The following is a 24466-nucleotide window of genomic DNA, read 5'->3' as shown; positions in this document are numbered from 1 at the left end:
AGGCCGGTGTCCTCGAAGAATCAATCTTCGGAAGACACCGGCCTTTGCGTTGATGCGTGAGGCTTATGCGCCAGCGCGTACGTAGGTGATGGGACCCGTCGCGGTCAGCCAGCTGATCGGGTGGATGCCCGTCTGGTTGCCGTTGATGCCACCGCTGATGGCCTGGCCGTTGCCGATGTAGATGGCAACGTGGCCCGACTGGACGATCATGTCGCCCGGCTGGGGGTCACTGACAACCTTGCCGTAGTTCATGAACTGCATGGGTGCCAGGTCGCCAACAGGGATGCCTGCGGAGCCGAGGGCCCGCTCAACCATGGCGGTGCAGTCCTGCATGATGCCGATCTGGGCGTAAGCCGAGGCAACCATGGCAGCGTTGACGCCACCAGCGGCAGGAGCCGCAGCTACCGGAGCGGCAGCAGGAGCAACAGCGGCCGGAGCAGCAACTGCAGCCTGGGCGGCGACAGGAGCCGCAGCAGCAGCGACGGTAGCGGTCTTGGGAGCGGGGGCCTCAACGACCGGAGCCGGCTTTTCGATGACCGGAGCCGCAACAGAAGCAACTGCGGGACGCTCGAAGTTGATGGTCGCCGTCGAAAGGGCGGTTACAACCTGGGTCGGAGCCTCGGATGCGGTCTCGGCGACCGTGGCAGGGCTGGAGTCACGCTGGGCCGGAGCCTCGGCTGCGTGGGCAGCTACGGAGCCGGTCAGCACGAGTCCGGAAGCTGCTGCGATAACGGCTGCCTGGCGGCCAGCGCCGGAAGCGTTGCTGGCAACTGCCTTGGAGATGGAGATGAACGGATTAGGACGTACGCTGTCCGCCTTACGACGGCCGCGAAGAATGCGTGAAGACATGAAAGAGCCTCTCCCGATGCCTGCGAGGTTAGCTGTCGGATTCGGATGGGAGTCACCCGGCCACTATCTCCCGCTGAGCGGAAGCTTCGTGACTTCACCCCAAGGCGCGCTCGTAAGCGGCCCAAATTGGGTTCCCCGTCTCTGCCGTAGGTTTGTCTGCGAACGGATTCCGGACTGCGGCAGAGCTAGGCAATCAGGCCGGAAGTGCCTGCTACGTGGAACAGGCACAGGTACCACCGTACGCGATGATCGCTGCGAAGTCACATTTAAGTAACGGGAACCGTTGCCTTGGCGTGTCGCAGTGACCGAACCGAGATATTCGCAGCTATGTAGAAAAGCCCGTCATTCCGCGGATGCGGGGCCTTCCGAGTCATCGGAAGCAGCAAGTTTCTTCCGTGCTGTCACAGCAAGGAAGATCACGAGCCCAACTGCCACTGCTGCGATCACAACGATGCTCCATGGGAAAGGCTGGGACGCGTCAGCCGCGGGAGCGCTGCTGCCGGTTCCCGGAGGTGCCGAACCCACGGACGGGACCGTGGCCGACGTCGCCGATCCGGAAGGTGAGGCCGCTGCGGAGCCGCTGGCCGCCGTCGTGCTTCCAGCGGTGGCCGTGAACTTGAAGGTGCCTTCGATGGGGTGCGAATCGGAGCTGACGACGCGCCAAACCACGGTGTACTCCCCCGCAGGGGCGCCCGCGCGAAGCTTCTGCACCGCCTGGCTGTCGATGATTTCCACGGGTCCGTCAGCCCAGTTTTCACCGCCGGCGGTTACAGTGACGCCCGAACCGATGGCCAGGGGCCGGTTGTTGAACGTAATGGAGACCGACGCCGGAACTTCAGCCACGGTGGCACCGTTCGCCGGCGCCGTGGATTCCGCGACGTCGTGCGCGGACGCCGGTGCCGCGGAAAACAGCAGGGCGGAGGCGAAGGCAAAGGCGGCGACGACGGCGGCCAGAAGCGGGCGGATGGTACGCATGGGGCGGTTTCTCCTAGTGTTGGCTTCCTTACAGACTAGGGGAATGGTCCGAAGCCCCCACATTCCACGGCATAGGATTTGATAGCACACTCCCCCCAAAACCCGGAGACCTTCATGCTTAAACAAGGTTCTGCAGTGGACCGCTACTTCAAGATTTCCGAACGTGGCTCCACGTATTCAAGGGAAATCCGCGGCGGTTTCGCGACATTTTTCGCCATGAGCTACATCGTGGTGCTGAACCCGCTGATCCTCTCGGGCGCCGATTCCAGCGGCGCGTCCCTGGGCTTCACGGCGGTTGCGGCCACCACGGCTTTCGTTGCCGGCATCCTGACCATCCTGATGGGCGCCTGGGCCAAGCACCCCTTCGCTGTGGCCACCGGGCTGGGCGTTAATGCCTTCGTGGCGGTCACTGTCGCCTCCCATCCACAGCTGACCTGGCCGGACATGATGGGCCTGGTGGTCCTGTCCGGCGTCACCATGCTGATCCTGGTCCTCACAGGCTTCCGCACGGCTGTGTTCAAGGCCGTGCCCGAAGCCCTCAAGACCGCGATCGTGGTGGGCATCGGCCTGTTCATCGCCCTGATCGGCCTGGTGAACGCGGGCTTCGTCCGCCGCATCCCGGACGCCGCGGGCACCACCGTTCCGCTGGGCCTCGGCGTTGACGGCAAGCTCATGGGCTGGCCCACGCTGGTGTTCGCCGTCGGCCTGATCCTGACCATCGCGCTGGTGGTCCGCAAGGTCCGTGGCGCGATCCTGATCGGCATCGTGGTTTCCACGGCGTTGGCCGCCATCCTCGAGTTCACCCTTCACATCGGCCCCAGCTTCGACGGCAAGAACGTCAACCCCCGCGGCTGGTCGCTAGTGGCCCCCACCCTGTCCGAATGGGGCGCCCCGGATCTTTCCCTGATCGGCAAGGCAAACCCGTTCGGCGCCTTCCAACACCTCGGATTCATCGCAGCTGCGCTCCTGGCATTCGTGATCCTGCTCAGCATCTTCTTCGATGCCATGGGCACCATGGTGGGCCTGGCAAACGAGGCAGGCACCGTCGACAAGGACGGCAACATCCCCAATGTGGACCGCGTGCTCCAGGTGGACGCCCTCGGCGCGATTGTGGGCGGTGGCGCATCGGTTTCCTCCAACCAGATCTTCGTGGAGTCCGGCGCTGGCATCGGCGAAGGTGCACGCACCGGGCTCGCCTCGATCGTCACCGGCGTTCTCTTCCTCATTGCCATGTTCTTCACGCCGCTGATCAACCTGGTGCCCTTCGAGGCTGTCGCTCCCGCCCTGGTGGTTGTGGGCTTCATGATGGTGTCCCAAGTGGGCAAGATCGATTGGCAGGACTGGGGTGTCGGCATTCCCGCGTTCCTGACCATCGCCCTGATGCCGTTCACTTACTCCATCGCCAACGGCCTGGGTGCCGGCTTCATTTCCTTCGTCCTCATCCGCACGTTCCAGGGCCGAGCCCGCGAAGTCCACCCCCTGATGTGGGCTGTGGCCGCGGCGTTCCTGCTGTTCTTCGGCATTGGAACCGTGGAGGAGCTGTTGGGCGTCAAGTAGTGCTGCGCCGGGTTGGCATTCCGGTATTTCAGACACTCCGGACCCGGAACTGCTGTTTTAAGCAGTCCGGGTCCGGTGTGCTTTAAGCATGCAAACCAGCCACATCACCGTAGATGTCAGCCCCACTCCGTGGACCGGCCGTTTCGATGGCGACGGCCCGGAACACCGCCGCTGGTGGCAGGCCATCACCCCGCACACGCCCGAAGCTGGCGACGCAGCCTCGCGTCCCGCCGTCGTGCTTGGTTTCCGCAGCGACGCCGGCGTCCTCCGCAACAAGGGACGCGTGGGTGCCGCCGCAGCTCCGGCCGCCATCCGTTCGGCGCTGGGTCCCCTTGCGTACCACCTCGACCGCGACATGTTCGACGCCGGTGATGTGGTTGTGGAGGACGACTCACTGGAAGCGGGCCAGGAGCGCGCCGGCCGCGCCATTTCGGAATTGCTCGACGCCGGTAACCTCACCGTGGTGCTGGGCGGCGGCCACGAGACCGCGTTTGCCAGCTACTTGGGCGTTGCCGGGTCGGAAGCGGTGCGGAGCGGCAAGCGGCTCGGCGTTTTGAACCTGGATGCCCACTTTGACCTGAGGGACGAGCCGATACCTAGCTCGGGCACACCGTTCCTCCAGATGGCCCACGCGGAAGCTGCCGCCGGGCGCGGACTGCAGTACGCCGTCGTCGGAATCTCGCAGCCGAACAACACGCCCACGCTGTTCGACACCGCGCACCGCCTGGGTGTGAAGTACCTGCTGGATGAGGACTGCTCCCCCGAAGCCGTGGAGGTTTTCGTTGCCGACTTCCTGGCTGGCATCGATGTGCTCTACCTGACGATTGACCTTGATGTGATGCCGGCTTCGGTGGCCCCGGGAGTCAGCGCGCCTGCGGCGTATGGCGTGCCGCTGCCCGTGATCAGTGCAGTGTGCCGCCAGGTTGCAGCCAGCGGAAAGCTGCTGCACCTGGACGTGGCTGAGCTGAACCCGTCATTCGACATTGATTCCCGTACCGCCAAAGTTGCGGCCCGGCTGGTCAACACGTTGCTCACGTAGGCCTGTTTTTGGCGCCATCCTCCGCTTAGCCTGTGTGGAGGGAAGGATGGCGATGGGCGCAGTTCCTGTGCAGGACAAGTGGGCCTGGGTATCCGGGCTGATCGCCGTTGGCCTGGGCCTGGCAGCCCACATGCTGGCTGGTGGCAGTTCGCCGGCCTTCCCTGTCCTCCTCGGACTCGCCGCGCTGTGCTGCCTGGCGGCGCAGCTCCTGGCGCGCTGGGTTCATGGGCCCTTGATCCTGCTGCTCATCTCCGGCGTGGCCCAGCAGCTGTTGCACTTTGGCTTTGCCGCATTCGGCGGCTATTTCCCCGGCAATGGATGGTTTGAGCATCTCCATGGTGCCGGGCAGGCTCTGGGCGACGCGACGGCGGTGGCAGCCTCCATCGGTGGTTCGCCACACATCATGCTCTACACGCACATGGCGGCAGCCATCCTGACCCTCGTGGCGGCGGCCGGCGTCGCAAGGGTGGCCCGGAGGGCTGCCTCGTCCCGGCGCGCGACGATGTCCCGGCGGGCGTCACCAGCCGCAACCAAAAGCAACACCGCGTAGCGCGGCGAAAGCTCGGGAAACCAACGTTGAACCTGCCGCTGCCGGGCGCCTAGTGTCGTTTGCACGTGGTGTGCCCGAGAGGCCAGGGAGCTGCCTGCAAAGCAGCGTACGCGGGTTCGAATCCCGCCACCACGTCCATTGGGGTCGCGTCGCTCACCGCCGTGTCTCCCGGCCTCGGTCACCGCCGAGTTGGCACTTAATGACAGTGTTTTGTCCAAACATTGGCATTAAATGCCAACTCGCGTGGCTGAGACTCAGATCACGCCCTTGCCAGTCATCTTACAAATATTAGGCCTCCAGCGACTATGATTGATGGGTCGCCCTCGCATGCGGCAAGTAATAGGAGGCCCCCAAATGACCCCTGCAATGACTGCAGAACGCGAAATCCGTCTGTCCTTTTCCCGGGCTGACGAAATCCACGACGGACTCGAGCAAGCCGTGGATGCATTGATCAAGAACGCAGCGGCAGACGCCAACTGCGGCATTCTGGTGACCCGGCACGAGCCCGGCACCTACACCGTGGCGCTGGACGAATCCGTTCCCTTCGGTCAGACCCACGAAGCACTCGCTGCCTGATCACGGCAGCGAAAAAACCGGGGCCCGTCCCCTTCCGCCACTACTACCTGCGGAAGGGAACGGGCCCCGGTTTCTGTTTAGGCATTGCTTAGGCGCGGCGGAGGACCACGCCGTCTGACTTCATGAACAGTTCCTTGCCCTCTTCGGTCACCCCTGGACCGGAGTGTTCAAGCCACACCACGTTCCCGCTGCCGGAGACTTCCTCGACCCGGCCGGCTGCGATGACGTGGGCGTACTTGACCACTTCCACCGTGTCGCCGACTTTCAGCATCTTCCAATCCGAAACCGTTGCCGAGTGAGCGTTTCGCCTGGACAGGACTGCTCCGCGTGCCTTCATTGAACTTCTACCCCTTTGTGGATGTTCTCTGTTGTGTATTGAGTTGTGGACGGTTGACCGTCAAGCCCACGACATCTTCGGCGTGGACGTGACGTACACCATAAGTTCTACTACATTTGCCACGCCCCGGTGCCTGCGTTGCGTACAAAGACCGGGGCGTGACAAATCCGGGCCTCAAATGAGGCATTTATTCGACGTCAGGCCAAAATCCCGACGGCGGATTCGGCGGCCGCACGGACCGCACCGGAGCCGACCAAGCGGTCAGCCGCTTCGAGTTCAGGCGACAGGAACCGGTCCGTACCCGGCCCCTGGACCACTTCACGAAGCACCTCAAGTACCGCGGCGCCGGCAGGACCCGGGGTGAGTTCGCCGTCGGACAGCTGCGTGCGCATGTCGATCGCACGGGCGCTGGTGACAAGCTCGACGGCGAGCACGCGCCGCAGGTTCTCAACGGCCTTGCGCAGCTTCCGGGCCGCATGCCAGCCCATGGACACGTGGTCTTCCTGCATGGCGGAGCTCGGGATCGAGTCCACGGACGCCGGAACCGCAAGGCGCTTGTTGTCAGAGACCAGGCCGGCCTGGGTGTACTGGGCGATCATGAGGCCGGAGTCCACCCCCGGATCGGCAGCCAGGAACGCCGGAAGTCCGTGCGAGCGGGCAGGATCCAGCATGCGGTCCGTGCGGCGCTCGGCAATGGAGCTGAGGTCGGCGACCGCGATGGCCAGGAAGTCCAGCACGTAGGCGACGGGTGCGCCGTGGAAGTTGCCGTTGGAGGTCACGCGGCCGTCGGGCAGGACCACCGGGTTGTCGATGGCTGCGGCGAGTTCGCGGGAAGCGACGAGGGCCGCGTGGTCAACGGTGTCGCGGACCGCGCCGGCAACCTGGGGTGCACAGCGCAGGGAGTAGGCGTCCTGGACCTTGGTGTCGTTGATCCGGTGCGAAGCAACGATCGGCGAGTTGGACAGCACGCGCAGCATGTTGTCGGCGCTGGCAGCCTGGCCCGGGTGGGGACGCAGTGCTGCGTGCAGCTCAGGCAGGAACACCTGATCCGTGCCAAGGAGGGCCTCGACGCTGAGCGCTGCGGTGACATCCGCCGTCGCAAGAAGCATGCGCAGATCCGCGATGGCCATAAGGAGCATACCGAGCATGCCCTCGGTGCCGTTGACCAGCGCCAGGCCTTCCTTCTCGGCCAGGGTCACAGGCTCGATGCCGTGCTGCGCGAGCAGCTCAGCAACCGGCGCCTTGCCCGGGACGCCGTACAGTTCGCCGTCGGGACCCGTCGCTTCGCCTTCGCCCATGAGAACCAGGGCGCAGTGGGACAGCGGCGCGAGGTCACCGGAGCAACCAAGCGAGCCGAACTCGCGGACCACGGGAGTGATGCCGGCGTTGAGGACGTCCACCATGGTCTGCAGGACCACCGGGCGGACGCCCGTGCGGCCGGAGGCCAGGGTCTTTGCACGGAGGAACATGATGCCGCGGATGACTTCGCGTTCCACGGCCGGACCCATACCGGCAGCGTGGCTGCGGATCAGGGACTTCTGCAGCTGCGTGCGGAGTTCGTTCGGGATGTGGCGGTTGGCCAGCGCACCGAAGCCCGTGGAGATGCCGTAGGCCGGAACCTCGCTGGTAGCGAGGCCGTCGATGTGGGTGCGGACCTTGGCGACGGTGTCCAGGGCTTCCTGGGAGATGGTCACCTTGGCGTCGTGGCGGGCGACGGCGACGACGTCTTCCGGGGTCACGCCGCTGGAGCCGAGGGTGACGGTCAGCGGTTCGTGTGTTGTCAGAGTCATTTACTTGCCTTCATTCATGGGGATGCGGACGCCGCGTTCGTGGGCGACGTCGATGGCGCGTTCGTAGCCGGCGTCGGCGTGGCGGATGACGCCCATGCCGGGGTCGTTGGTCAGCAGCGCGGTCAGTTTCGCCGCGGCCAACTCGGTACCGTCAGCGACGGAAACCTGGCCGGTGTGGATCGACCGGCCGATCCCGACCCCGCCGCCGTGGTGGATCGAAACCCACGTGGCACCCGAAGACGCAGCCGTGAGCGCGTTCAGCAGCGGCCAGTCAGCGATCGCGTCCGAACCGTCCTTCATCGACTCAGTCTCCCGGTACGGGGACGCCACCGAACCCGAATCCAGGTGGTCACGGCCGATCACGATCGGAGCCTTGACCTTACCCTCAGCCACCAGCTTGTTGAACAACAGGCCGGCCTTGTGGCGTTCGCCGTACCCGAGCCAGCAAATCCGGGCCGGCAGGCCCTCGAACTCGACCCGCTCCGCGGCGGCATCCAACCACTTGTGCAGGTGCTTGTTCTCCGGGAACAACTCCTTGATCGCCTCATCCGTCACCCGGATATCCTCCGGGTCCCCCGAGAGCGCGACCCAGCGGAACGGGCCCAGACCCTCGCAGAACAGGGGACGGATATACGCCGGAACGAACCCGGGGAACTCAAACGCCCGGTCATAGCCGCCCTTGCGGGCCTCATCCCGGATCGAGTTGCCGTAATCGAAGACCTCGGCACCGGCGTCCTGGAACTCCACCATCGCCTGCACATGCCGGGCCATCGAGGCCTGGGCCTTCTTCGTGAACCCTTCCGGGTCAGCCGCGGCTTCGGTGTGCCACTCCTGAACCGTGATGCCCTCCGGCAAATAGGACAGGGGGTCATGCGCGCTGGTCTGGTCGGTGACGACGTCGATGGTCAGCTCTCCTGCCTTGTGGCGGGCCAGCAGTTCCGGGAACACCTCGGCTGCGTTACCGACGTAGCCCACGGACCAGCCACGGCGCTCAGCCTTGGCCGCATTGACCTTCGCGATCGCGGTGTCCAGGTCCGTTTCGACCTCGTCCAGGTACCGCTTGCCGGCGCGGCGGCGCAGGCGGGTCTCATCGACGTCGATGATCAGGCACGCGCCGTCGTTCAGGGTCACGGCCAGCGGCTGGGCCCCGCCCATGCCACCACAGCCACCCGTCAGGGTCAGGGTCCCGGCAAGCGGACCCTCGGTGGAGCCCTCCGCGGCGGGGGCCGGGTGACGGCCCTCAGCGGCGAGCTTGTTCCCCACCGCGGCGAACGTCTCATACGTGCCCTGCAGGATGCCCTGGGTACCGATATAAATCCACGACCCCGCAGTCATCTGCCCATACATGGTCAGGCCCTCAGCCTCCAGGCGACGGAACTCCGGCCACGTTGCCCAGTCCCCCACCAGGTTCGAGTTCGCCAGCAACACCCGGGGTGCCCACTCGTTCGTGCGGAACACACCCACCGGCTTACCCGACTGGACCAGCAGGGTCTCGTCCTTCTCCATGGTTTCCAGCGTCCGGGTAATCGCATCAAACGCAGCCCACGAACGCACCGCACGGCCGGTGCCGCCGTACACCACCAGGTCATCGGGACGCTCAGCAACCTCAGGATCCAAATTGTTCATCAACATGCGCAGCGGCGCCTCGGTCTGCCACGACTTGGCGGTGAGCTCCGTACCCCGGGCAGCCTTGACCGGGCGGGCTCCAGTAGTGAAATCGGCGGGTGCCATGATGGCTCCTTCATCTCTCGAAAAGTGTCTGGGTGAAAGATCTTCTGTATCCAGTAGAGCCTGTTCGACAGTTGGCTGGAATGCCTTTTGGACGGGTGCTGTCCGGTATTACAGACATGCGCAGGGTCTCGCTTTCGGCCGCTGATACGCGCATGCTGGACCCATGGCAACGTATCGAGTGTCCACGTTCGTCGCAGCGCCCCCGGAGCGGGTTTTCGAAGCCTGGACGGACCCGGACCGCTTTATTGAGTGGATCGGCGGCGTCACCCGGGTGACCGGCCGTGTCGGCTCCGCGGGCCAAGCCGGGAGCAGCTATACGGTGTGGTTTGGCCTCATGGCGAGCCCCACGGAGGTCATCGAAGCGGAACGGCCACGGCACATCCGTTCCACGTTCGGCAACGCAATCCTCAAGGGCGAATCGGACGTCACCTTCACGCCGGAGGGTGCTGGGACACGCATCCAGCAGGTGTTCGAGACCCGTGGCTTGGTCGCCTCGGTGGTCGGCCGGGTCTTTGCCATGGGGTCCTACCGGGGCAGCTTTCGGGGTGAGCTCGAAACGTTCCGCGCCATGGTTGAGCGCGACTCGCCCGGAGCGGGCGGCCCGCAGGCCGAGGGCCGTTAGCGGACAGCACGCAGGGCGCGCCCGAGCCGCAAAGGCGCGTCAGCCCGCCGTCGGACGTCCGTGGATCCGGACGGAAAGTTCGTCCGCAGCTTTCCTGATGCGCGCGGCCAGTACCGGCCATTGCTCAGCAGGCACTTTGTCCTCCAGAAACGTAACGGCGACTGCCGCCGTCGGCCATCCAACGTGGTCCGTCACGGGCACGGCGATGGAGCCGAATCCCGGCGTGATTTCGCCGTTTTCGGTGGCGTAACCGCGCTGCCGGACCTGATCGAGATGGGACGACAGGGCCGAGTACTTCATGATGGGAAATTCGACCTCGTTGCGCGAGGTGAAGGCGGCAGCGTTGGGGTACAGCGCACGGACCTGTGACTTGGGCAGGGCGGCGAGGATCGCGCGGCCGCTGGCGGTGAGGTGGCTGGGAAGGCGGACGCCGACGTCGGTCACCAGGCTTGGGCGGTTCTTGGCGCGTTCCTCCACGATGTAGAGGACGTCCCGGCCGTGGAGAACCGCCAGGTGTGCGCTCTCGCCGATCACGTCCACGAGCGAAGCCAGCATGGGCCGGCCCAAACGGGACAGCGGCTCCTGGCGCGAGTACGCGGAACTGAGCTCGAAGGCGCTGATGCCCAAGCCGTAACGCTGTTCCTCGTGCAGATGCAGGACGAAGCCGTTCGCCTCCATCACGCCGAGCAGATGGTAGACGCTTGATCTCGGCAGGCCCAACGCCGTGGCTATGTTCGACGCCGCCATGGGCCCTCTCCGCGAAGCCAACAGCTTCAGGATGCGCAGGGTGTTTTCGGCAGCCGGGACTTTGGACGTGGCTTTGCCGGGCGCGGTTGGCGTGGTGGTCATTTGTCCTCGCTGCTGTGGTCCTTAAGGGCTACCGCAGGAGCTGTCCGGTATCCCGTACTCAAGCGTGCACCTTTTAGGGAGGGAACACCAGCGGGTTGGCGGGGATCGGTGTCTGGGATCCCGTACGAACGGCGCTGCGCTCAGTGGTGGCTGTGGACTTCAAGACTTTCGCGATGCCCTGCCGAGTTGGGGATTGCGGCCGCCTCTGAGCGTTTGCGCCTCGCGGCGGCCAGGATCAACGCCGCAGCACCGACCAGGATGGCCGAGGCAACTGCTTCGACAATGAGCGGTAGGCCTGACAGGAGGCCGGTATCGGCATTGTCTGGGACGGCCTGGGCCGCAGGGCTTGCTTCTGCAACCTTCGTCGGAGCCGCTGCTGTGGTGACTTCCGACAATGAGGGAATTGCCAGGTCCTGGGAAGGGAAAACTGTCACGGATCCACCAGCGGTGTTGGTCACCAGAACGGACCCGTTGGGAGCGATGGCCAGATGTCCCGGAGCCGGGAGCGTGGGCTGGCCGCGACGGACGTTTGTTTCACCTGGTGCGATGACGGAGAGTCCGTTGGCCTGGTAGAGGACGTAAGCAGTCCCGTCCGGACCGACCACGACTTCCTTCGGTCCGCCAGGAACCGGCACACGGTAGGAGACCGTGGAGTCGCCGGGCTTGATCACGGCGACATCATCTGAGGTGATATTGGTGACGTAGACCGCGCCGTCGGGGCCTACGGCTATTCCGTGCGGATCACCGGACTTGCCGGGCGTTTTCCTGACATCAATAGTGTGTGAAACCGTGCCGGCCCCCGGGGCGATGACCGAGATACTGCCGTCGTTCTGGTTGGTCACGTAGGCCGTGCCGTCCTCGGCCACGGCTACTTCTTTCGGATTGCCGCCCACGGCCACCTCGCGGGCCGGGGCGTCGGCCCCCGGCGGAATAACCGAAACTGTGCCCAGGGTTGGGTTGGGAACAAAGACTGTCCCGTCATGCGCTGCGGCGATGAGGTGGGCACCCGGAGCGAGCGGAATCGTTCGTGCTACCTCTGAGGAGCCCTTGGGAAACACAACCAGCTTCTCCTGCTGCTGGTCGAAGTCCCAGCCCTCGACGAACAGAGTCCCATCTGCCGAGAGGGCCATTCCCGCAGGGGAGACCCCCGTCATGAGCGTGCTGGACGGTTTGCTCGCTCCTGAAGGAACGATGCTTACCCCACCGCCAGGCAGATAGTTCCCAACGTAAGCAGTGCCCTCGGCGTCAATGACCACCTTGAGAGGCGTTCCTCCAACGTCAACCACGTCCCCGGACGCCATGGCTGGGCAAGCACCAACCATCAATATTCCTCCGGCGATAGCCCCAACTAAGCCCGCGCTGAACCGCATGCATCGACCCCCAAAACCGTGCAAGATGAAGAAAACCTCTGTTGAGCATACTGCCGCCCAGGCCGCTCTGCCCTTAAGCGGAAGCCGCGCCCTTACGCCTCAGCAGGAAGGTGATGGCTCCGGCCGCTGCCAGGACCAGCACCACAATCAGCCCGATGGTCCACCAATTCATGCCCGGAGAGGACGCAGCCAAGGGAGCAGCCGCTTCCTGTGACTGTGAATCCACCGACGTGGAACCCTCCGCGGCAGATGCTGCGGGGGGCACGGAAATGCTCGGGGCTGCCGACGGCGTTGAGGCGGCCGCGGGTGCGGCTCCCGTTTCACCCAGTACGACGGCGGCGGAAGAGTCGCGCGGCCACGGAACGACGATCGGGGCTGCTCCGGTTGCAAATCCCTGCGATGCGTCGACGTTTCCGGCTGCAAACGGGGAGTTCCCCGCTCCGGTAGCCTGTCGCGCTGCTTCGGCTTGGCGGGCGGCCTCGGCCTGACGGGCAGCTTCCGCGGCTTGAGCGGACTTCGCAGCGTCGAGGATTGCCTGATCCGTGAGCCGCGACAGCTCTGTGAGAGCAGTATTGACGGCGGCAGCATGCTTGGCATTTGCCGCGTCTATTTCGGCAGCAGTGAATTGCTCGGCTGACGCAAAAGCCTGGAGTTCCGCTCGCCCACCGGCCATCGCCACGCCAGCTGCAGTCTGCAATTCCGGAGAATCGAGCCTTATGAGACGGTCGGCCAATTCCGAGTTATCCAGGTACTGCGCGTCGGAGTGTCCGTACTCGAGGAAGTACCGGACATCTGCATGGTTGGTGGACTTAGCAGCGTCCTTAGCAGCCTGGACCACGTGCACGCCGCCCGCGCCCATGTACTGGAAAGCACGCTGCCTGTCGTTAACAAAGGCTGCACTGTCCTGTTCGCTCGCGAGATCGTGACCATGGGCAATGAAGTCCTTGACGGCAGAGTCCCCACCCAGCAGAGCAGCCTCAGCAGCCTTCCGCACTTCAGGCGTACCCACCAATGCGAGATCCAGCGTGGCCTGGCGGGCTTCCATGATCAAATGATCAAGATAGGATCCAGGAGCAGTTAGCGTCGACAGCAAAGCCGGAAGCTCGGCGGCGGCATCTTTGAATGCAGCCTTGGCGGGCTCCTGGGATGTGAGCCGCGCTTTGTCTATGGCCTGCTTGGGCCAAGCCTGCGAGAAGCGAAAGTCCCGCTCTTCAAGCAAGCGCCTCAGGTCGGTCTTCTTGGGGCCATCAACGGCGTTTCGCGCGTTCTCCAGAGCAGTCTTCGCGCGATCGGCCACGGCTGCCGTGCCAGCAGGGTTGGCTGCGATATCTGCCCTAACAGCGTCGAGTGAGCTGGTGACCGTAGTCAATTTTTGGTCCTGCGCCGCAGCAACGAATTGGCCGTAGCGCAGGTATGTAGCAAGGACTTCAGGGTCGTAGGTGTCCAGTGCAGCCTGCGCTCCGCGAGTGACGCCGGCAATGGGCGAATTCGTCAGGTAGGTTACTGCCTCACGGTCCTGGCCCTGAGCAGTTTTTCTCCAGCCCTCAAGTACGAACTTTTCCACGGCTTCACTGCCCTGATCCAGGCTGTTGGATGCACCCGTCCGGATGGGACCTGAGTAGTTAAGGAATCTGGTAGCAGTGATGCGCAGATCGAGATCCCAGGCGCCGGCCCAGCCCTTTGACAGGAAGCTCGTGATCACGCTGGGGTCGTTAGTGGCCAGTACCCGGACCGCGCTCTCCCGTACGTGCTCACTCCCCCGTGTCGTCAGCTCGGTGACCAGCTGCTTCCGGTCCGCGGCGAGCGCGACATCCTGTCCGCCGTCGAGAAATGCCTGGACGGCGTCAGCGCCACCCACGAGGGCTGCAGCAGCGGCGGTGCGGGTTGCGGGACCACCGGTCTTCCACAGTTCAACGACACCGGCAGCGTCACTCACCCGCTCCACAAACGGCACGGGCGCCTGGGACGCGTTCGGGACCTCGAATGTCGGTATTTCATAGGCCTGGGCAGGAGCGGCAAAGAGCAAGGAAGCCCCGGCCACGACGGCAACAACGGCAGCGGCCCAACGGCGTCGGGTAGCGCGGATTACGGAAATCATGAGTCCCCCAGATAACAGATGCGAGTCAGCACAGAGTTCAATTGGGGGCGACGCGGGTGCGAGGGATGCCTGACCGTGTTGAAGTCCTGTCCGCGGTCATCCTATCCGACCGGGAACTATGACTTTTACCACCGTGTAACTGGCAGCGCTCCGGAGTGTCTGCGATCAAAGACACCAAACACCCGTGAGTCCGATCACAGAGCCGCCAAAAGTGATCTGCTGGATAGCGATCCCCTCCCAAAGACGAGAAGGTTTTACCATGCAACAAACCAAGCTGGCTGAGGAGAGCTCTGTCCTCCAAGCCGCAGGTACGGCACTTAGCCGGGGCCTCAACGTCCGACACATCCGCTTCATGGCACTCGGATCAGCGATCGGCACGGGCCTCTTCTACGGCTCCGCGTCGGCCATCCAAAAAGCCGGCCCGGCCGTTCTCCTCGCCTACATCATCGGCGGCGCCGCCGTCTTCATGGTGATGCGCGCACTCGGCGAAATGGCAGTGCGGCACCCCGTTTCCGGCTCCTTCGGGCAGTACGCCAGCCGTTATCTCGGCCCTTTCGCCGGTTTTGTGACCGGGTGGACGTATGTCTTCGAGATGGCAATCGTGGCAATCGCCGACGTCACTGCTTTCAGCATCTACATGGGCTTCTGGTTCCCGCAGGTGGATAGATGGATCTGGGTGCTCGCGATCATCCTGTTCCTGGGGGCCATGAACCTGCTCAGCGTGAAGGTGTTCGGCGAGCTTGAGTTCTGGTTCTCGCTGATCAAAGTGGTGGCGATTATCGCCATGATCGTCGGCGGCGCAGCAATCGTCGTGTTCGGTTTCCAAACGGCCGACGGCGGTGGCGTGGCGCCGGGGCTGGGGAACCTTGTGAACCACGGCGGTTTGTTCCCAAACGGTTTCGAGGGGCTCCTAGCCGCTTTCGCCGTCGTGATGTTTGCCTTTGGCGGGATCGAAACGATTGGCATCACCGCGGGCGAAGCTGCCGATCCCAAGAAGGTCATTCCGCAGGCTGTTAATACTGTGCCGGTTCGTGTGCTGCTGTTCTACGTGCTGACGCTGGGCGTGCTGATGAGCATCTTCCCGTGGAATGAAATCGGCAGCAACGGCAGTCCGTTCGTGCAGATTTTCGATGGCCTGGGTATCCCCGCCGCACCGCACATTCTCAACGCAGTGGTGATCACGGCAGCGTTGTCCGCCATCAACAGCGACATCTTCGGGGCCGGCCGCATCCTGTTTGGCCTGGCGCAGCAGGGGCACGCGCCAAAGAGCTTTGGCAAGATCTCCCGCCATGGCGTCCCGTGGATGACCGTGGTGATGATGGGCGGCATTTTGCTGGTGGGCGTCGTGCTGAACGCCGTGATCCCCGAAGACGTCTTCGTGGTCATCGCCTCGATCGCCACCTTCGCCACCGTGTGGGTATGGGTGATGATCCTCGCTTCGCACGTTGCCATGAAGCGCGAAATCAAGCGCAAGGGCCTGCCGGCGTCGGAATTCGGTTCACCGCTGTGGCCGACGGCGTCCATCCTCACCATGGCGTTCATGGCGATGGTGATTGTGATCCTCGGCGTTTTCGAGGACACCCGCATCGCCCTGTACGTGGGCGGGGCGTGGCTGGTGCTGCTGTTTGTGGCCTACAAGCTGTGGGTCCGCGGTGAGGGCCTTCGCCGCGCCGAGTTGGTGGACGAAACGGCGTCGATTCCCGTGGTGAAGGTGCCGTAGAAGGCGCTCAGGGCAGCGGCTGCCGCACCCGTTTCCGCCTGACGCACCCCTTCGGCACGGCTGCCGCACCCGTTTCCGCCTGACGCACCCGTAGCACTGGGTGCGCGGGGCGTGAACGGGTGCGCCAAAGGTATTCGGTGCGGGACTACCTCGCCGACCACCCACCGTCCATGGTGTAGCTCGCGCCGGTGACCATGCCGGCCTCGTCGGAGGCCAGCCAGGCAGCCAGGGACGCAACCTCGGAAGGCTCCACCAGCCGCTTCACCGCCGACTCCGTCAGCATCACCTTGGCGAGCACCTCGGCCTCGGGGATGCCGTGGAGCCGGGCCTGATCGGCGATCTGCTTCTCCACCAGCGGCGTGCGGACATAGCCGGGGTTGATGCAGTTGGACGTGACCCCGTGCTCGCCACCCTCCAGGGCTGTCACCTTGCTGAGCCCCTCAAGCCCATGCTTCGCCGAAACGTACGCGCTCTTGTAGGCCGAGGCCCGAATCCCGTGCACTGACGAGACATTGATGATGCGGCCGAACCCGTTGGCGTACATGTGCGGGAGGGCAGCCCTGATGAGGAGGAACGGGGCCTCCAACATCAGGGCCAGGATCCGACGGAACTCGCTGGGATCGAACTCCTCGATCGGTGCGACTTTCTGAATGCCCGCGTTGTTGACCAGGATGTCGCAGTCGAGGCTCAGCGCCGCCAAAGCATCAACATCCAACAGATCCACGGTCCAGGCCGTGCCGCCCAGCTCATCAGCGAGGGCCGCCGCTCCGGAGGCATCGACGTCGGCCACTGCTACTTTCGCCCCGCGGGCGGCGAGCGCGCGGGCACAGGCGGCCCCGATTCCACTCGCGCCTCCGGTCACCAGCGCTTTGCGTCCGTTCAAGGAGTTGTCCATTTCATTAGCCTTTCGCGGTGGTTGTCAGTCCGTGACGCTCTGCGTCGGCTTCGTCCACGGACTCAAGCGCAATGCCCTTGGTTTCCTTCAAGGAAATGACGGCGACGGCGGTAATCGCGCAGGCGACCACGAGGTAGATCGCGGTGGGAACCCAGGATCCGGTGTCCTTGAGCCACTGGGTGGCCAGCAGCGGTGCGAGTGACCCGGCGAAGATGGACGTCACCTGGGAGCCCAACGAAACGCCGGAGTAGCGCATGCGGGTGGGGAAGAGCTCGGACATGATGGCCGGCTGTCCGGCGTACATGAAGGCGTGCAGGCAGAGGCCGATGGTCACTGCGAGCACGATGATCACCGCGTTCTTGGTGTCGAACATGGGGAAGGCGAAGAACGGCCAGACCGCACCGGTAATGGCACCGATCAGGTAGACGGGCTTGCGCCCCCAGGAGTCAACCAGGCGGCCGACCTGCGGAATCACCAGGAAGTGGATCACGTGGGCGATCAGGAGTGCCAGCAGGAGCGAGGAGGTGTCGTACTTGTGGACGCTCTTGAGGTACACAATCGCGAAGCTGACCACCAGGTAGTACATGATGTTCTCGGCGAAACGGAGTCCCATGGCCTGGAGGATGCCCTTGGGGTACTTGCGGATGACTTCGCCGACGCCGTAGCTGATGGCCTTGGATTCCTCGACCTGCGCCTTGGCTTCGAGGAAGATCGGGGCTTCGGTGACATGGGTGCGGATGTAGTAGCCAACGAACACGATCACTGCGGAGAGCCAGAACGCTACGCGCCAGCCCCAGCCAAGGAACGCTTCGCTGCTGAGCGTGGTGGACATGACGAACAGCACCAGCGTGGCCAGCAAGTTGCCAACAGGCACGGCTGCCTGCGGCCAGGAGGACCAGAAACCGCGCGACTTGTTGGGGCTGTGCTCAGCCACCAGCAGGACCGCGCCGCCCCACTCGCCGCCGAGCGCGAAGCCCTGGATGAAGCGAAGAGCCACCAGCATGGCCGGCGCCCAGTATCCAATGTCCACGAAGCCGGGGAGGCAGCCCATCAGGAACGTGGAGACACCCACGATCACGATCGTCAGCTGCAGCGTGGGCTTGCGGCCGAGCTTGTCGCCGATCTGGCCGAACACAATTCCGCCCAGCGGCCGGGCCACGAAACCTACGGCATACGTGATGAAGGCCTGGATGATGCCGTCCAGTTCATTACCGGTACTCGGGAAGAAGTACTTGCCGAAAACCAGCGTGGCGGCGGTGGCGTACAGGAAGAACTCGTACCACTCCACCACGGTGCCCACCATCGAGGCCGCGACGATCTTCTTCAGGCCGGAGCCCTTGCCGGCGTCTTTCCCGGCCCTTGATGCGGAGCGCTGCTCTACGCTCATATCCATCTCCTCAGTGTCCTCTTTGACCCTTTTGAACGTGATGTGAACCACAACACGAAATGCTCCACTGAGTATTGCCGCAGATTCGTTATGCCTCAATGACCAATAAGGCACCCGAGGTGTGCAGAATTGCAGATATGAATCCCAACCCCGACGACCTCCTCATCTTCCTCGCCGTCTCACGTTCAGGTAAATTCACGACGGCGGCCCAAGCCTTGGGACTGAACCACACCACCGTTTCGCGCAGGATAGCGGCGCTGGAGAAGGCGCTGGGCGGGCGGGTCCTCGCGCGTGCGGCCGGTGGTTGGGAGGTGACGGACCTCGGCGCCGAAGCCGTGCTGGTCGCCGAACGCATCGAAGCTGCGGTGAGCGCCCTGGGACCCAGCGACCGCGCACCCGACCCGATTACCGGCGTCGTACGCATGACCGCGACCGATGGCTTCAGCGCCTATATCGCGGCACCGGCTGTTGCCCGGCTTCGGCGGGAGCATCCCGGACTGAGCGTGGAAATCGTGACCGTGACGAGGCGGGCGCTGCAGCAGAGGTCCGGACTGGACATCGAGGTGGTGGTGGGGACGCCGCAGGTTCACCGGGCCGAGGCGCTCCGGCTGGGCGAGTATCGGCTGGGAATGTACGCCTCCCGCGCCTATCTGGCGGACCACGGGACTCCCTCCAGCATCGAGGAGCTCACACGGCACCAACTGGTCTACTTTGTGGATTCGATGCTGCAGGTGGACGATCTCGATGCGCCCCGCAGGCTGGTTCCCACCATGCGCGACGGCCTGAGCTCAACCAACGTGTTCGTGCATGTGGAGGCGACAAGGGCCGGGGCGGGCGCTGGCTTCCTGCCGTGCTTCATGGCGGACCGGCACCGGGACCTCGTGAGGCTCCTCCCCGAGGATTTCGCGGAACTACTGCCCTATTGGATGGTCCTCCGCCCCGACTCCATGCGCCGCCCCGCGGTAGCCGCCGTCGTGCAGGCTTTGCGCGAGGAGACGGAGAGCTGCCGGAAGGAACTTCTCGGCGCCCCCTAACTCGGGAGTTTTTGTACAGCTAATGGCCTTAAAAGCCGTTTATAAGGGCGTTATGTGTACAAAAACTCCAAAGGGGGGTGGGTCAGTCGGTGGGCGGATCGTGGCGGACGGGGGTGCCGGCTGCGAAGGCCCGGACCTTGCTGTCGTCCCAGATATGGGCGGGCACGCCCCCGCCCAGAAGCCTCCGCGCCAGGGTTGGATCATCGCCGAACGGGACGTGGCTTCCGGCCATGATCATGTTGCCGTAACGACGCCCCTTGAGCATGGCGGGGTCGGCGATGATCATGGTGTGTTCGAAGGTGTCGGCGATGGTGGCGGCATCGGCCCGCGCATTTTTCAGGTCGGGCGCGTCTCCGGAATTGACCACGTACAGCCCGTCGGCGGCCAACACAGCATCGGCGTGGGCCGTAAATTCACGCGTAGTCAGGGCACGCGGCGTGAAGGCACCGGCGAAGACATCACGGATGATGAGGTCGCGGGTATCGGGCGTGAGGGATTCGGTGACCGCCCGGGCTTCGCCCACGCGGATCCGCAGCAAGGGCGCCTTGGGCAGGTCGAACCAGCCGCGGACGTAGTCGGCCAGCTTGCCGTCGAGTTCGACGACGACCTGCCGGGCTTCCGGATACGCCGAGTGGAAGTACCTTGCCATCGAACACGCTCCCCCACCCAGATGGAGTGCGCGCAGCTTCGGTTTGTGCTCCCGCGGCCATCGCGATTCCACCAGGGCCGCGATCCATCGCATGTACTCAAAGTCCAGGAAAAGGGGATCCGCGAGGTCAATATGCGAACTCATGACGCCGTTGATCTTCAGGAGCCATCCATTGGAGTTGTCCTGGTCCTGAAGCAGCTCGCAGTCGCCGGTGTCGATGTAGTAGACGCCTTCAGCCCGACCTCCGGGGCGGGTGCCGGAAGGCACCTCGACGACTCCCGCCGTCGACCTCTTTCCGCGTTTTGCCACTATTTCCGCCCCGCCTGATTCATAATCCCAGCCTAGTGGAATGCCGTATTACCCGATTGGGTCACAGAACTAGTAAGGATACTTACCGTTTGGGTGGGTTGAGCCATATGATCGCATCATGGATATCGGAGCATCGGTGTGGGCGGAGGTGCTGACTGCCGCATTCGCGTGGCTCACGGTGGTCTGCCTGCTGCTGACGCGGGTGCCCAAACCGCCCAGCCTCCTCGACGCGCCGCCGGTTCTTGACGCGCCTCCGCCTCCGGAGGCGCCCCTTGATGCGGAGGCGCAACCGGAGGACAGCGAACGTTGAGTCAGGACACGACGCCGGGGCGCACCATCCGGTGTTCGGGCAGCGAGTACCAGGACGGGTCGCACAGTTGGCGTGTGCCGTCAGGGACGAAACCGTTGCGGCGGTAGAAGGCCTGCGCCCGCGGATTGTCGTCGAGTACCCACAGATATGCCGGGCCGTCCCCGATCAAGGCATCGACCAAAGCCTGCCCGACTCCGCGGCCGTGGATACGTTCCAGGGTGTAGAGCATGAACAGCTCAACGGCGCAGGGGCGGTCCTCATCCCTGCCTTCACCGGCAGCGCCAAGTCCCACCAGATCACCATCCGGCCCGAAGGCCAGCATCCGCGTGTGACCTGCCGCAATGGACTCCCGGTATTTGTCGGCGCGTTGGGCCAGCCCCGCTTCCTGCCTGTCGAAGAACTCCCCTGGCAGCAGGTGCCCGTAACTTTCCCGCCAGGACTGCAGATGCATGGCGGCCATGGCCCCGGCGTCATCCACCGTTGCAGGTCTTAGCGTGAAATCCATCTACCGCACCCGCGCGATCGCGAAGCCGTCCCAGCCCTTGCTGCCAACCGTCTGGATGGCCGTGGCATCCAGCCGCGAATCCTGGCCCATCATTTCCAAAGCCTTGACGATCCCCGGCGCGTTGGTTTCATCCCGCCCGGGCTCCAGGATGGCCCCGTCCCAGATCACGTTGTCCATCACAATCACCGTCCCTGGGTGGCCGAGCCTGATGGCCCAGTCGAGGTAATTGGCGTCGTTTTCCTTGTCTGCGTCGATGAAGACGAAGTCGAACGACTCCTGGCCGGCCAGCGTGGGCAGCGTGTCCAAGGCAGCACCCACCCGGATGTCCACTTTGTGCCCCACACCGGCAGCATCGAGGTTTGCGCGTGCCACATCGGCGTGCTTCTGGAGGTATTCGCACGTGACGATCCTGCCGTCGTCGGGCAGTCCTTGAGCCATCCAGATGCTGCTGAAGCCAGCCAGGGTCCCGATTTCCAGGACACGCCTGGCGCCGGCCAGCTGCACGAGCATCCGAAGCAGCTTGCCCGCGTTGGGTGCTACTTCGATGGCCGGCATGCCCGCCTCCACGGCGGACTCCACCGCGCGTCGGTGGGCAAGTTCGGGACGCACGACGACGTCGGTCAGGTAACGCTCGACGTCAACCCAACCTGGTTCTGCCACGTGTTCAATCATGGCCCCCAGTCTGGCACTCGCGACCGGCTGGGGAAAGCACCTACTCCGAGGCGGAGATCGCATCTTCCAAGCGTTCGACCTTGCCGGTCAGCTCGCCGCTGTAGCCGGGCCGGATGTCTGCCTTGATCACCAGTGAGACGCGGCTGCCGTAGCGCCCGACCGCCTCGGTGGCGCGCTTGACGACGTCGAAAACTTCGTCCCATTCGCCCTCAATGGTGGTGAACATCGAGTCGGTCTGGTTGGGCAGCCCCGACTCACGGACGATCTTGACGGCGGCGGCAACAGCATCGTGCACGGAAGCGTCAGGGGCTGGTCCCCCGTTGGTGGCGGATGCGGGCTGGCCTGAAGGGGCGACTGAGAATGCAAGCAACATGAATCCAGTGTTTCATGTGCTGGTTTGTCATATAAGAACGTACTCCCGCGTAACAACAGGCCGGAACGCCTGCGTTGCTACTCTGACAAACATGGAACAGCCCTCTGAACGCAAGCCCCTCAGGGCAGACGCCGCACGCAATGTGGACAAGATCATTACCGCCGCCCGGCAGTGCTTCCGCGAATTCGGACCGGACGTACCCTTGCAGACCATCGCCGCCACCGCTGGAGTTGGCCCCGCAACGTTGTTCCGCAACTTCTCCGACAAGGAACAGCTGGTCCTCGCCGCACTGTCGCGGCAACTGCGCCAGCACGTGGACCCTGTGGCAGCTGCGGCAACCGACGGCATGGATGCCGCCGAAGGACTCATTAATGTCATCGACGCCGTGATGCGGGTTGCCAGCGAAGACGCCAACCTGCTGGATGCCGTTGCCGGCCGCCGCGGGCTTCTCATGGGAATCACCGGTGGTCTCATCGGAGCCATGGCCACCCTTCTGGAACGTGGGCAGGGCCAGGGAACCCTGCGCCGCGATATCACCATCGAGGACATGGTCCGGCTGGTTGCAATGCTGATTGGCTCCGTTGACACCATGGAACCGGGCTCCGAGGCCTGGAAGCGCCCGGTGGCCCTGATCGAGGACGCCATCCGGACCGAACGGCCCTCGCGTCCCCTTCCTGAGCAGTCGGGCATCCCTGGAGTGACCCTTAGCGAAAGCGCCTGAACCCGCCGCAGTTGGCGTTCAGTTCTGTCGTCAGCCCCAACCGAGCAGCCGCAGCAATGCTGCGGCTGCCGCGCCCGCAATGACGACCACCAGGAACGGCGCGCGAAGCAACAGTGCGACGGCGGCAGCCACCAAAGCGCCGATCCGGGCATCGAGAACCAGCCCCTGCCCGGACGCCACAGCGTTCACCACTGTCAGGGACGCGAGCAGCCCGATGGTCATGGTCCCGGCCACGTGCATGATGCGGGGATTGTCCAACAGCTTCGCCGGGACAAAGTAGCCCACGAGTTTGGTGAGGTAGGCCAGCGCGCAGGCGATGAGGATCCACAGCCAGAGATTCATTTCCTGCCCTCATTCCCCTGCCGGTGCTTCTCCGCATAGGGATCCACGTCCGGCTCCAAGCCTTCGTCCATTCGTGCGTGGCTGAACCAGCCGATGACTCCGGCAACCACTGCGGCCACCAGGATGGGGACGCCTGACGGCACGAAAGGTACGGCCAGGATCGTGGCCAACGCACAGGCTGCAGCTATCGCCCATGGTTCGCGGCCTTTCAGGCGTGGCCACAGCAGAGCCAGGAACGCGGCCACAGCAGCTCCGTCCAGCCCCCACTGTTTGGGGTCTCCCATCGCGTCCCCCGCCAAGGCTCCGACAGCCGTAAAGATATTCCACAAAATGAATATTCCAATGCCGGCAGTCCAGAAGCCTCGGCTCTGCTCACCGGGATCGGATTGGCCGGAGGCGGTGGCTGTTGACTCGTCAATGGTGACGTGGGCGGAAACATAACGCTTCCAGCCCATTGGGCGAAGCATGGCATTGATCTGCATCCCGTAGATGCCGTTGCGCATACCCAGCAGGGCACTGGCCGTCATGGCCGCGACACCTGAACCGCCGCCTGCCACGACGCCGATGAACGCGAATTGCGATCCCCCACTGAACAGCAGGAGACTCAGCGCCATTGTCTGCCAGAAATCGAATCCGGAGGCCACGGACAATGCCCCGAAAGAGACGCCATACAAGCCTGTTGCAATGCTCAGGGACAGCGCAATCTTGAAGGCCGGCGATTCCCGCAGCTTCATGGGAGCGGAACCGCCGCTCATTTCCGGAGGCTCCAGGACCACAGGATGAGGGGTAGCTGCAAAGGCAAGCGCACGGTGTGGATGCGTCGCTCTTTTTCGGTGCCATCCGGTCCGTAGGCACGCCTGAGGGCATCAATATGTCCCGCAAGGAATGCAGTGAACATCGCGGTGGTTGCGTCGGCGGCCGCCTTACGCGTGGCCGGGATCAGGAGTCCGACGGCGGCGGCCGCCTCCAGCAGGCCCGAGGACGCAATCCATTCCTCGCGGGACATAACTGCCAAGGGACTGCTGGGACGGGCGCCCGGCTCGTCATTGCGGCATAGATAGTCCGGCACCACCGGGTTGTAGAAGGACGGCGTGCGGAAGTGCTTCGCAGCGCTGGCCAGGAGCAAAGCGCTCAGGGCAACTGCGGAGGTGGTGCGGCGTGCTTGGACTGACCAGCGAAAAGACATGAGACCACTCAATCACAAGC

26 protein-coding genes, 1 tRNA gene and 1 riboswitch are annotated in these 24466 nt (G+C 64.2%); of the genes, 10 read left to right on the top strand and 17 right to left on the bottom strand.

What is annotated here, in order from left to right:
* Positions 1-63 precede the first annotated feature (63 nt).
* Together N5P29_RS01975 and N5P29_RS01970 are read right to left on the bottom strand one after the other, a co-directional pair.
* A complete protein-coding gene (locus tag N5P29_RS01975) occupies positions 64-849 on the bottom strand; it encodes an NlpC/P60 family protein (protein ID WP_262277016.1) in 786 nt (261 codons plus the stop codon).
* Between the two features lie 3 nt (positions 850-852).
* Positions 853-1041, bottom strand: a riboswitch (cyclic di-AMP (ydaO/yuaA leader).
* Positions 1042-1191: 150 nt separating this feature from the next.
* Entirely contained in the window at positions 1192-1824 is a 633-nt protein-coding gene (locus tag N5P29_RS01970) for a copper resistance CopC family protein (RefSeq protein ID WP_262277015.1), read from the bottom strand.
* 114 nt (positions 1825-1938) lie between these two features.
* Between N5P29_RS01970 and N5P29_RS01965 the strand changes: the two genes are divergently transcribed.
* From N5P29_RS01965 to N5P29_RS01945, 5 genes are all read left to right on the top strand, one after another.
* Positions 1939-3381, top strand: coding sequence for an NCS2 family permease (locus N5P29_RS01965; RefSeq protein WP_144661785.1), 1443 nt, complete (start codon positions 1939-1941; stop codon positions 3379-3381).
* An 88-nt stretch (positions 3382-3469) separates the two neighbouring features.
* Entirely contained in the window at positions 3470-4420 is a 951-nt protein-coding gene (hutG, locus tag N5P29_RS01960; protein ID WP_262277014.1) for a formimidoylglutamase, read from the top strand.
* A gap of 52 nt (positions 4421-4472) precedes the next feature.
* Positions 4473-4970 (top strand): hypothetical protein, encoded by a 498-nt coding sequence (locus tag N5P29_RS01955; RefSeq protein ID WP_262277013.1) that lies wholly within the window; start codon positions 4473-4475, stop codon positions 4968-4970.
* Positions 4971-5034: 64 nt separating this feature from the next.
* Positions 5035-5108, top strand: a tRNA-Cys gene (locus tag N5P29_RS01950).
* Positions 5109-5324: 216 nt separating this feature from the next.
* Positions 5325-5546 carry a hypothetical protein gene (locus tag N5P29_RS01945; RefSeq protein WP_144661782.1) on the top strand — a complete coding sequence of 74 codons (222 nt, stop codon included), beginning with the start codon at positions 5325-5327 and terminating at the stop codon, positions 5544-5546.
* Between the two features lie 88 nt (positions 5547-5634).
* Here the strand turns inward: N5P29_RS01945 and N5P29_RS01940 are convergent, their stop codons facing one another.
* From N5P29_RS01940 to N5P29_RS01930, 3 genes are all read right to left on the bottom strand, one after another.
* Positions 5635-5883 (bottom strand): hypothetical protein, encoded by a 249-nt coding sequence (locus tag N5P29_RS01940; RefSeq protein WP_262277012.1) that lies wholly within the window; start codon positions 5881-5883, stop codon positions 5635-5637.
* 197 nt (positions 5884-6080) lie between these two features.
* Positions 6081-7673, bottom strand: coding sequence for a histidine ammonia-lyase (gene hutH, locus N5P29_RS01935; RefSeq protein ID WP_262277011.1), 1593 nt, complete (start codon positions 7671-7673; stop codon positions 6081-6083).
* Positions 7674-9404 (bottom strand): urocanate hydratase, encoded by a 1731-nt coding sequence (locus tag N5P29_RS01930; RefSeq protein WP_262277010.1) that lies wholly within the window; start codon positions 9402-9404, stop codon positions 7674-7676.
* Positions 9405-9567: 163 nt separating this feature from the next.
* Between N5P29_RS01930 and N5P29_RS01925 the strand changes: the two genes are divergently transcribed.
* On the top strand, positions 9568-10026 hold the full coding sequence (locus N5P29_RS01925) for an SRPBCC family protein (RefSeq protein ID WP_262277009.1): 459 nt from the start codon (positions 9568-9570) through the stop codon (positions 10024-10026).
* Between the two features lie 39 nt (positions 10027-10065).
* Here N5P29_RS01925 and N5P29_RS01920 read toward each other — a convergent pair whose 3' ends face one another.
* The 3 genes from N5P29_RS01920 to N5P29_RS01910 all read right to left on the bottom strand — a co-directional run bounded on the left by N5P29_RS01920 (position 10066) and on the right by N5P29_RS01910 (position 14343).
* Positions 10066-10875 (bottom strand): IclR family transcriptional regulator, encoded by an 810-nt coding sequence (locus N5P29_RS01920; protein ID WP_144661777.1) that lies wholly within the window; start codon positions 10873-10875, stop codon positions 10066-10068.
* A 140-nt stretch (positions 10876-11015) separates the two neighbouring features.
* Positions 11016-12176, bottom strand: a complete 1161-nt coding sequence (locus N5P29_RS01915) for a hypothetical protein (protein ID WP_262277008.1) — start codon at positions 12174-12176, stop codon at positions 11016-11018.
* 142 nt (positions 12177-12318) lie between these two features.
* Entirely contained in the window at positions 12319-14343 is a 2025-nt protein-coding gene (locus N5P29_RS01910) for an ALF repeat-containing protein (protein ID WP_262277007.1), read from the bottom strand.
* 259 nt (positions 14344-14602) lie between these two features.
* On the opposite strand from N5P29_RS01910, the gene N5P29_RS01905 reads away from it, so the two are divergent.
* A complete protein-coding gene (locus N5P29_RS01905) occupies positions 14603-16063 on the top strand; it encodes an amino acid permease (protein ID WP_262277006.1) in 1461 nt (486 codons plus the stop codon).
* A gap of 145 nt (positions 16064-16208) precedes the next feature.
* Here N5P29_RS01905 and N5P29_RS01900 read toward each other — a convergent pair whose 3' ends face one another.
* Both N5P29_RS01900 and N5P29_RS01895 read right to left on the bottom strand, forming a co-directional pair.
* Entirely contained in the window at positions 16209-16958 is a 750-nt protein-coding gene (locus N5P29_RS01900) for a 3-hydroxybutyrate dehydrogenase (RefSeq protein WP_262277005.1), read from the bottom strand.
* Between the two features lie 4 nt (positions 16959-16962).
* Positions 16963-18345 carry an MFS transporter gene (locus tag N5P29_RS01895; RefSeq protein WP_262277004.1) on the bottom strand — a complete coding sequence of 461 codons (1383 nt, stop codon included), beginning with the start codon at positions 18343-18345 and terminating at the stop codon, positions 16963-16965.
* Positions 18346-18482: 137 nt separating this feature from the next.
* Between N5P29_RS01895 and N5P29_RS01890 the strand changes: the two genes are divergently transcribed.
* Complete coding sequence (locus tag N5P29_RS01890; RefSeq protein WP_262277003.1) at positions 18483-19379, top strand: LysR family transcriptional regulator; 897 nt, start codon at positions 18483-18485, stop codon at positions 19377-19379.
* 82 nt (positions 19380-19461) lie between these two features.
* Here the strand turns inward: N5P29_RS01890 and N5P29_RS01885 are convergent, their stop codons facing one another.
* Positions 19462-20337 carry a spermidine synthase gene (locus N5P29_RS01885; protein WP_262277002.1) on the bottom strand — a complete coding sequence of 292 codons (876 nt, stop codon included), beginning with the start codon at positions 20335-20337 and terminating at the stop codon, positions 19462-19464.
* 118 nt (positions 20338-20455) lie between these two features.
* On the opposite strand from N5P29_RS01885, the gene N5P29_RS01880 reads away from it, so the two are divergent.
* A complete protein-coding gene (locus tag N5P29_RS01880; RefSeq protein WP_262277001.1) occupies positions 20456-20647 on the top strand; it encodes a hypothetical protein in 192 nt (63 codons plus the stop codon).
* A gap of 1 nt (position 20648) precedes the next feature.
* Here the strand turns inward: N5P29_RS01880 and N5P29_RS01875 are convergent, their stop codons facing one another.
* Genes N5P29_RS01875 through N5P29_RS01865 form a run of 3 tightly spaced genes read right to left on the bottom strand, consistent with a single transcriptional unit; the run spans position 20649 to position 22197 of the window.
* A complete protein-coding gene (locus N5P29_RS01875; RefSeq protein ID WP_262277000.1) occupies positions 20649-21152 on the bottom strand; it encodes a GNAT family N-acetyltransferase in 504 nt (167 codons plus the stop codon).
* Positions 21153-21824 (bottom strand): O-methyltransferase, encoded by a 672-nt coding sequence (locus tag N5P29_RS01870; protein ID WP_262276999.1) that lies wholly within the window; start codon positions 21822-21824, stop codon positions 21153-21155.
* Between the two features lie 40 nt (positions 21825-21864).
* Positions 21865-22197 (bottom strand): thiamine-binding protein, encoded by a 333-nt coding sequence (locus N5P29_RS01865; protein WP_262276998.1) that lies wholly within the window; start codon positions 22195-22197, stop codon positions 21865-21867.
* Positions 22198-22288: 91 nt separating this feature from the next.
* Between N5P29_RS01865 and N5P29_RS01860 the strand changes: the two genes are divergently transcribed.
* Entirely contained in the window at positions 22289-22918 is a 630-nt protein-coding gene (locus N5P29_RS01860) for a TetR/AcrR family transcriptional regulator (protein WP_262276997.1), read from the top strand.
* Positions 22919-22948: 30 nt separating this feature from the next.
* Here N5P29_RS01860 and N5P29_RS01855 read toward each other — a convergent pair whose 3' ends face one another.
* From N5P29_RS01855 to N5P29_RS01845, 3 genes are read right to left on the bottom strand one after another with little or no spacing between them, the layout of a single operon-like run.
* On the bottom strand, positions 22949-23260 hold the full coding sequence (locus N5P29_RS01855) for an AzlD domain-containing protein (protein WP_144661765.1): 312 nt from the start codon (positions 23258-23260) through the stop codon (positions 22949-22951).
* Positions 23257-24015, bottom strand: coding sequence for an AzlC family ABC transporter permease (locus N5P29_RS01850; RefSeq protein ID WP_262276996.1), 759 nt, complete (start codon positions 24013-24015; stop codon positions 23257-23259). The genes N5P29_RS01855 and N5P29_RS01850 overlap by 4 nt, the downstream gene beginning before the upstream one ends.
* Positions 24012-24446, bottom strand: a complete 435-nt coding sequence (locus N5P29_RS01845) for a DoxX family protein (RefSeq protein WP_262276995.1) — start codon at positions 24444-24446, stop codon at positions 24012-24014. The genes N5P29_RS01850 and N5P29_RS01845 overlap by 4 nt, the downstream gene beginning before the upstream one ends.
* Between the last annotated feature and the right edge of the window lie 20 nt (positions 24447-24466).

Origin of the sequence: Paenarthrobacter sp. JL.01a (assembly GCF_025452095.1) — a bacterium.
In the GTDB taxonomy this organism is placed as follows: domain Bacteria; phylum Actinomycetota; class Actinomycetes; order Actinomycetales; family Micrococcaceae; genus Arthrobacter.
Note: the sequence above shows the minus strand (reverse complement) of the source record. Positions and strands in the feature narration are given on the sequence as shown.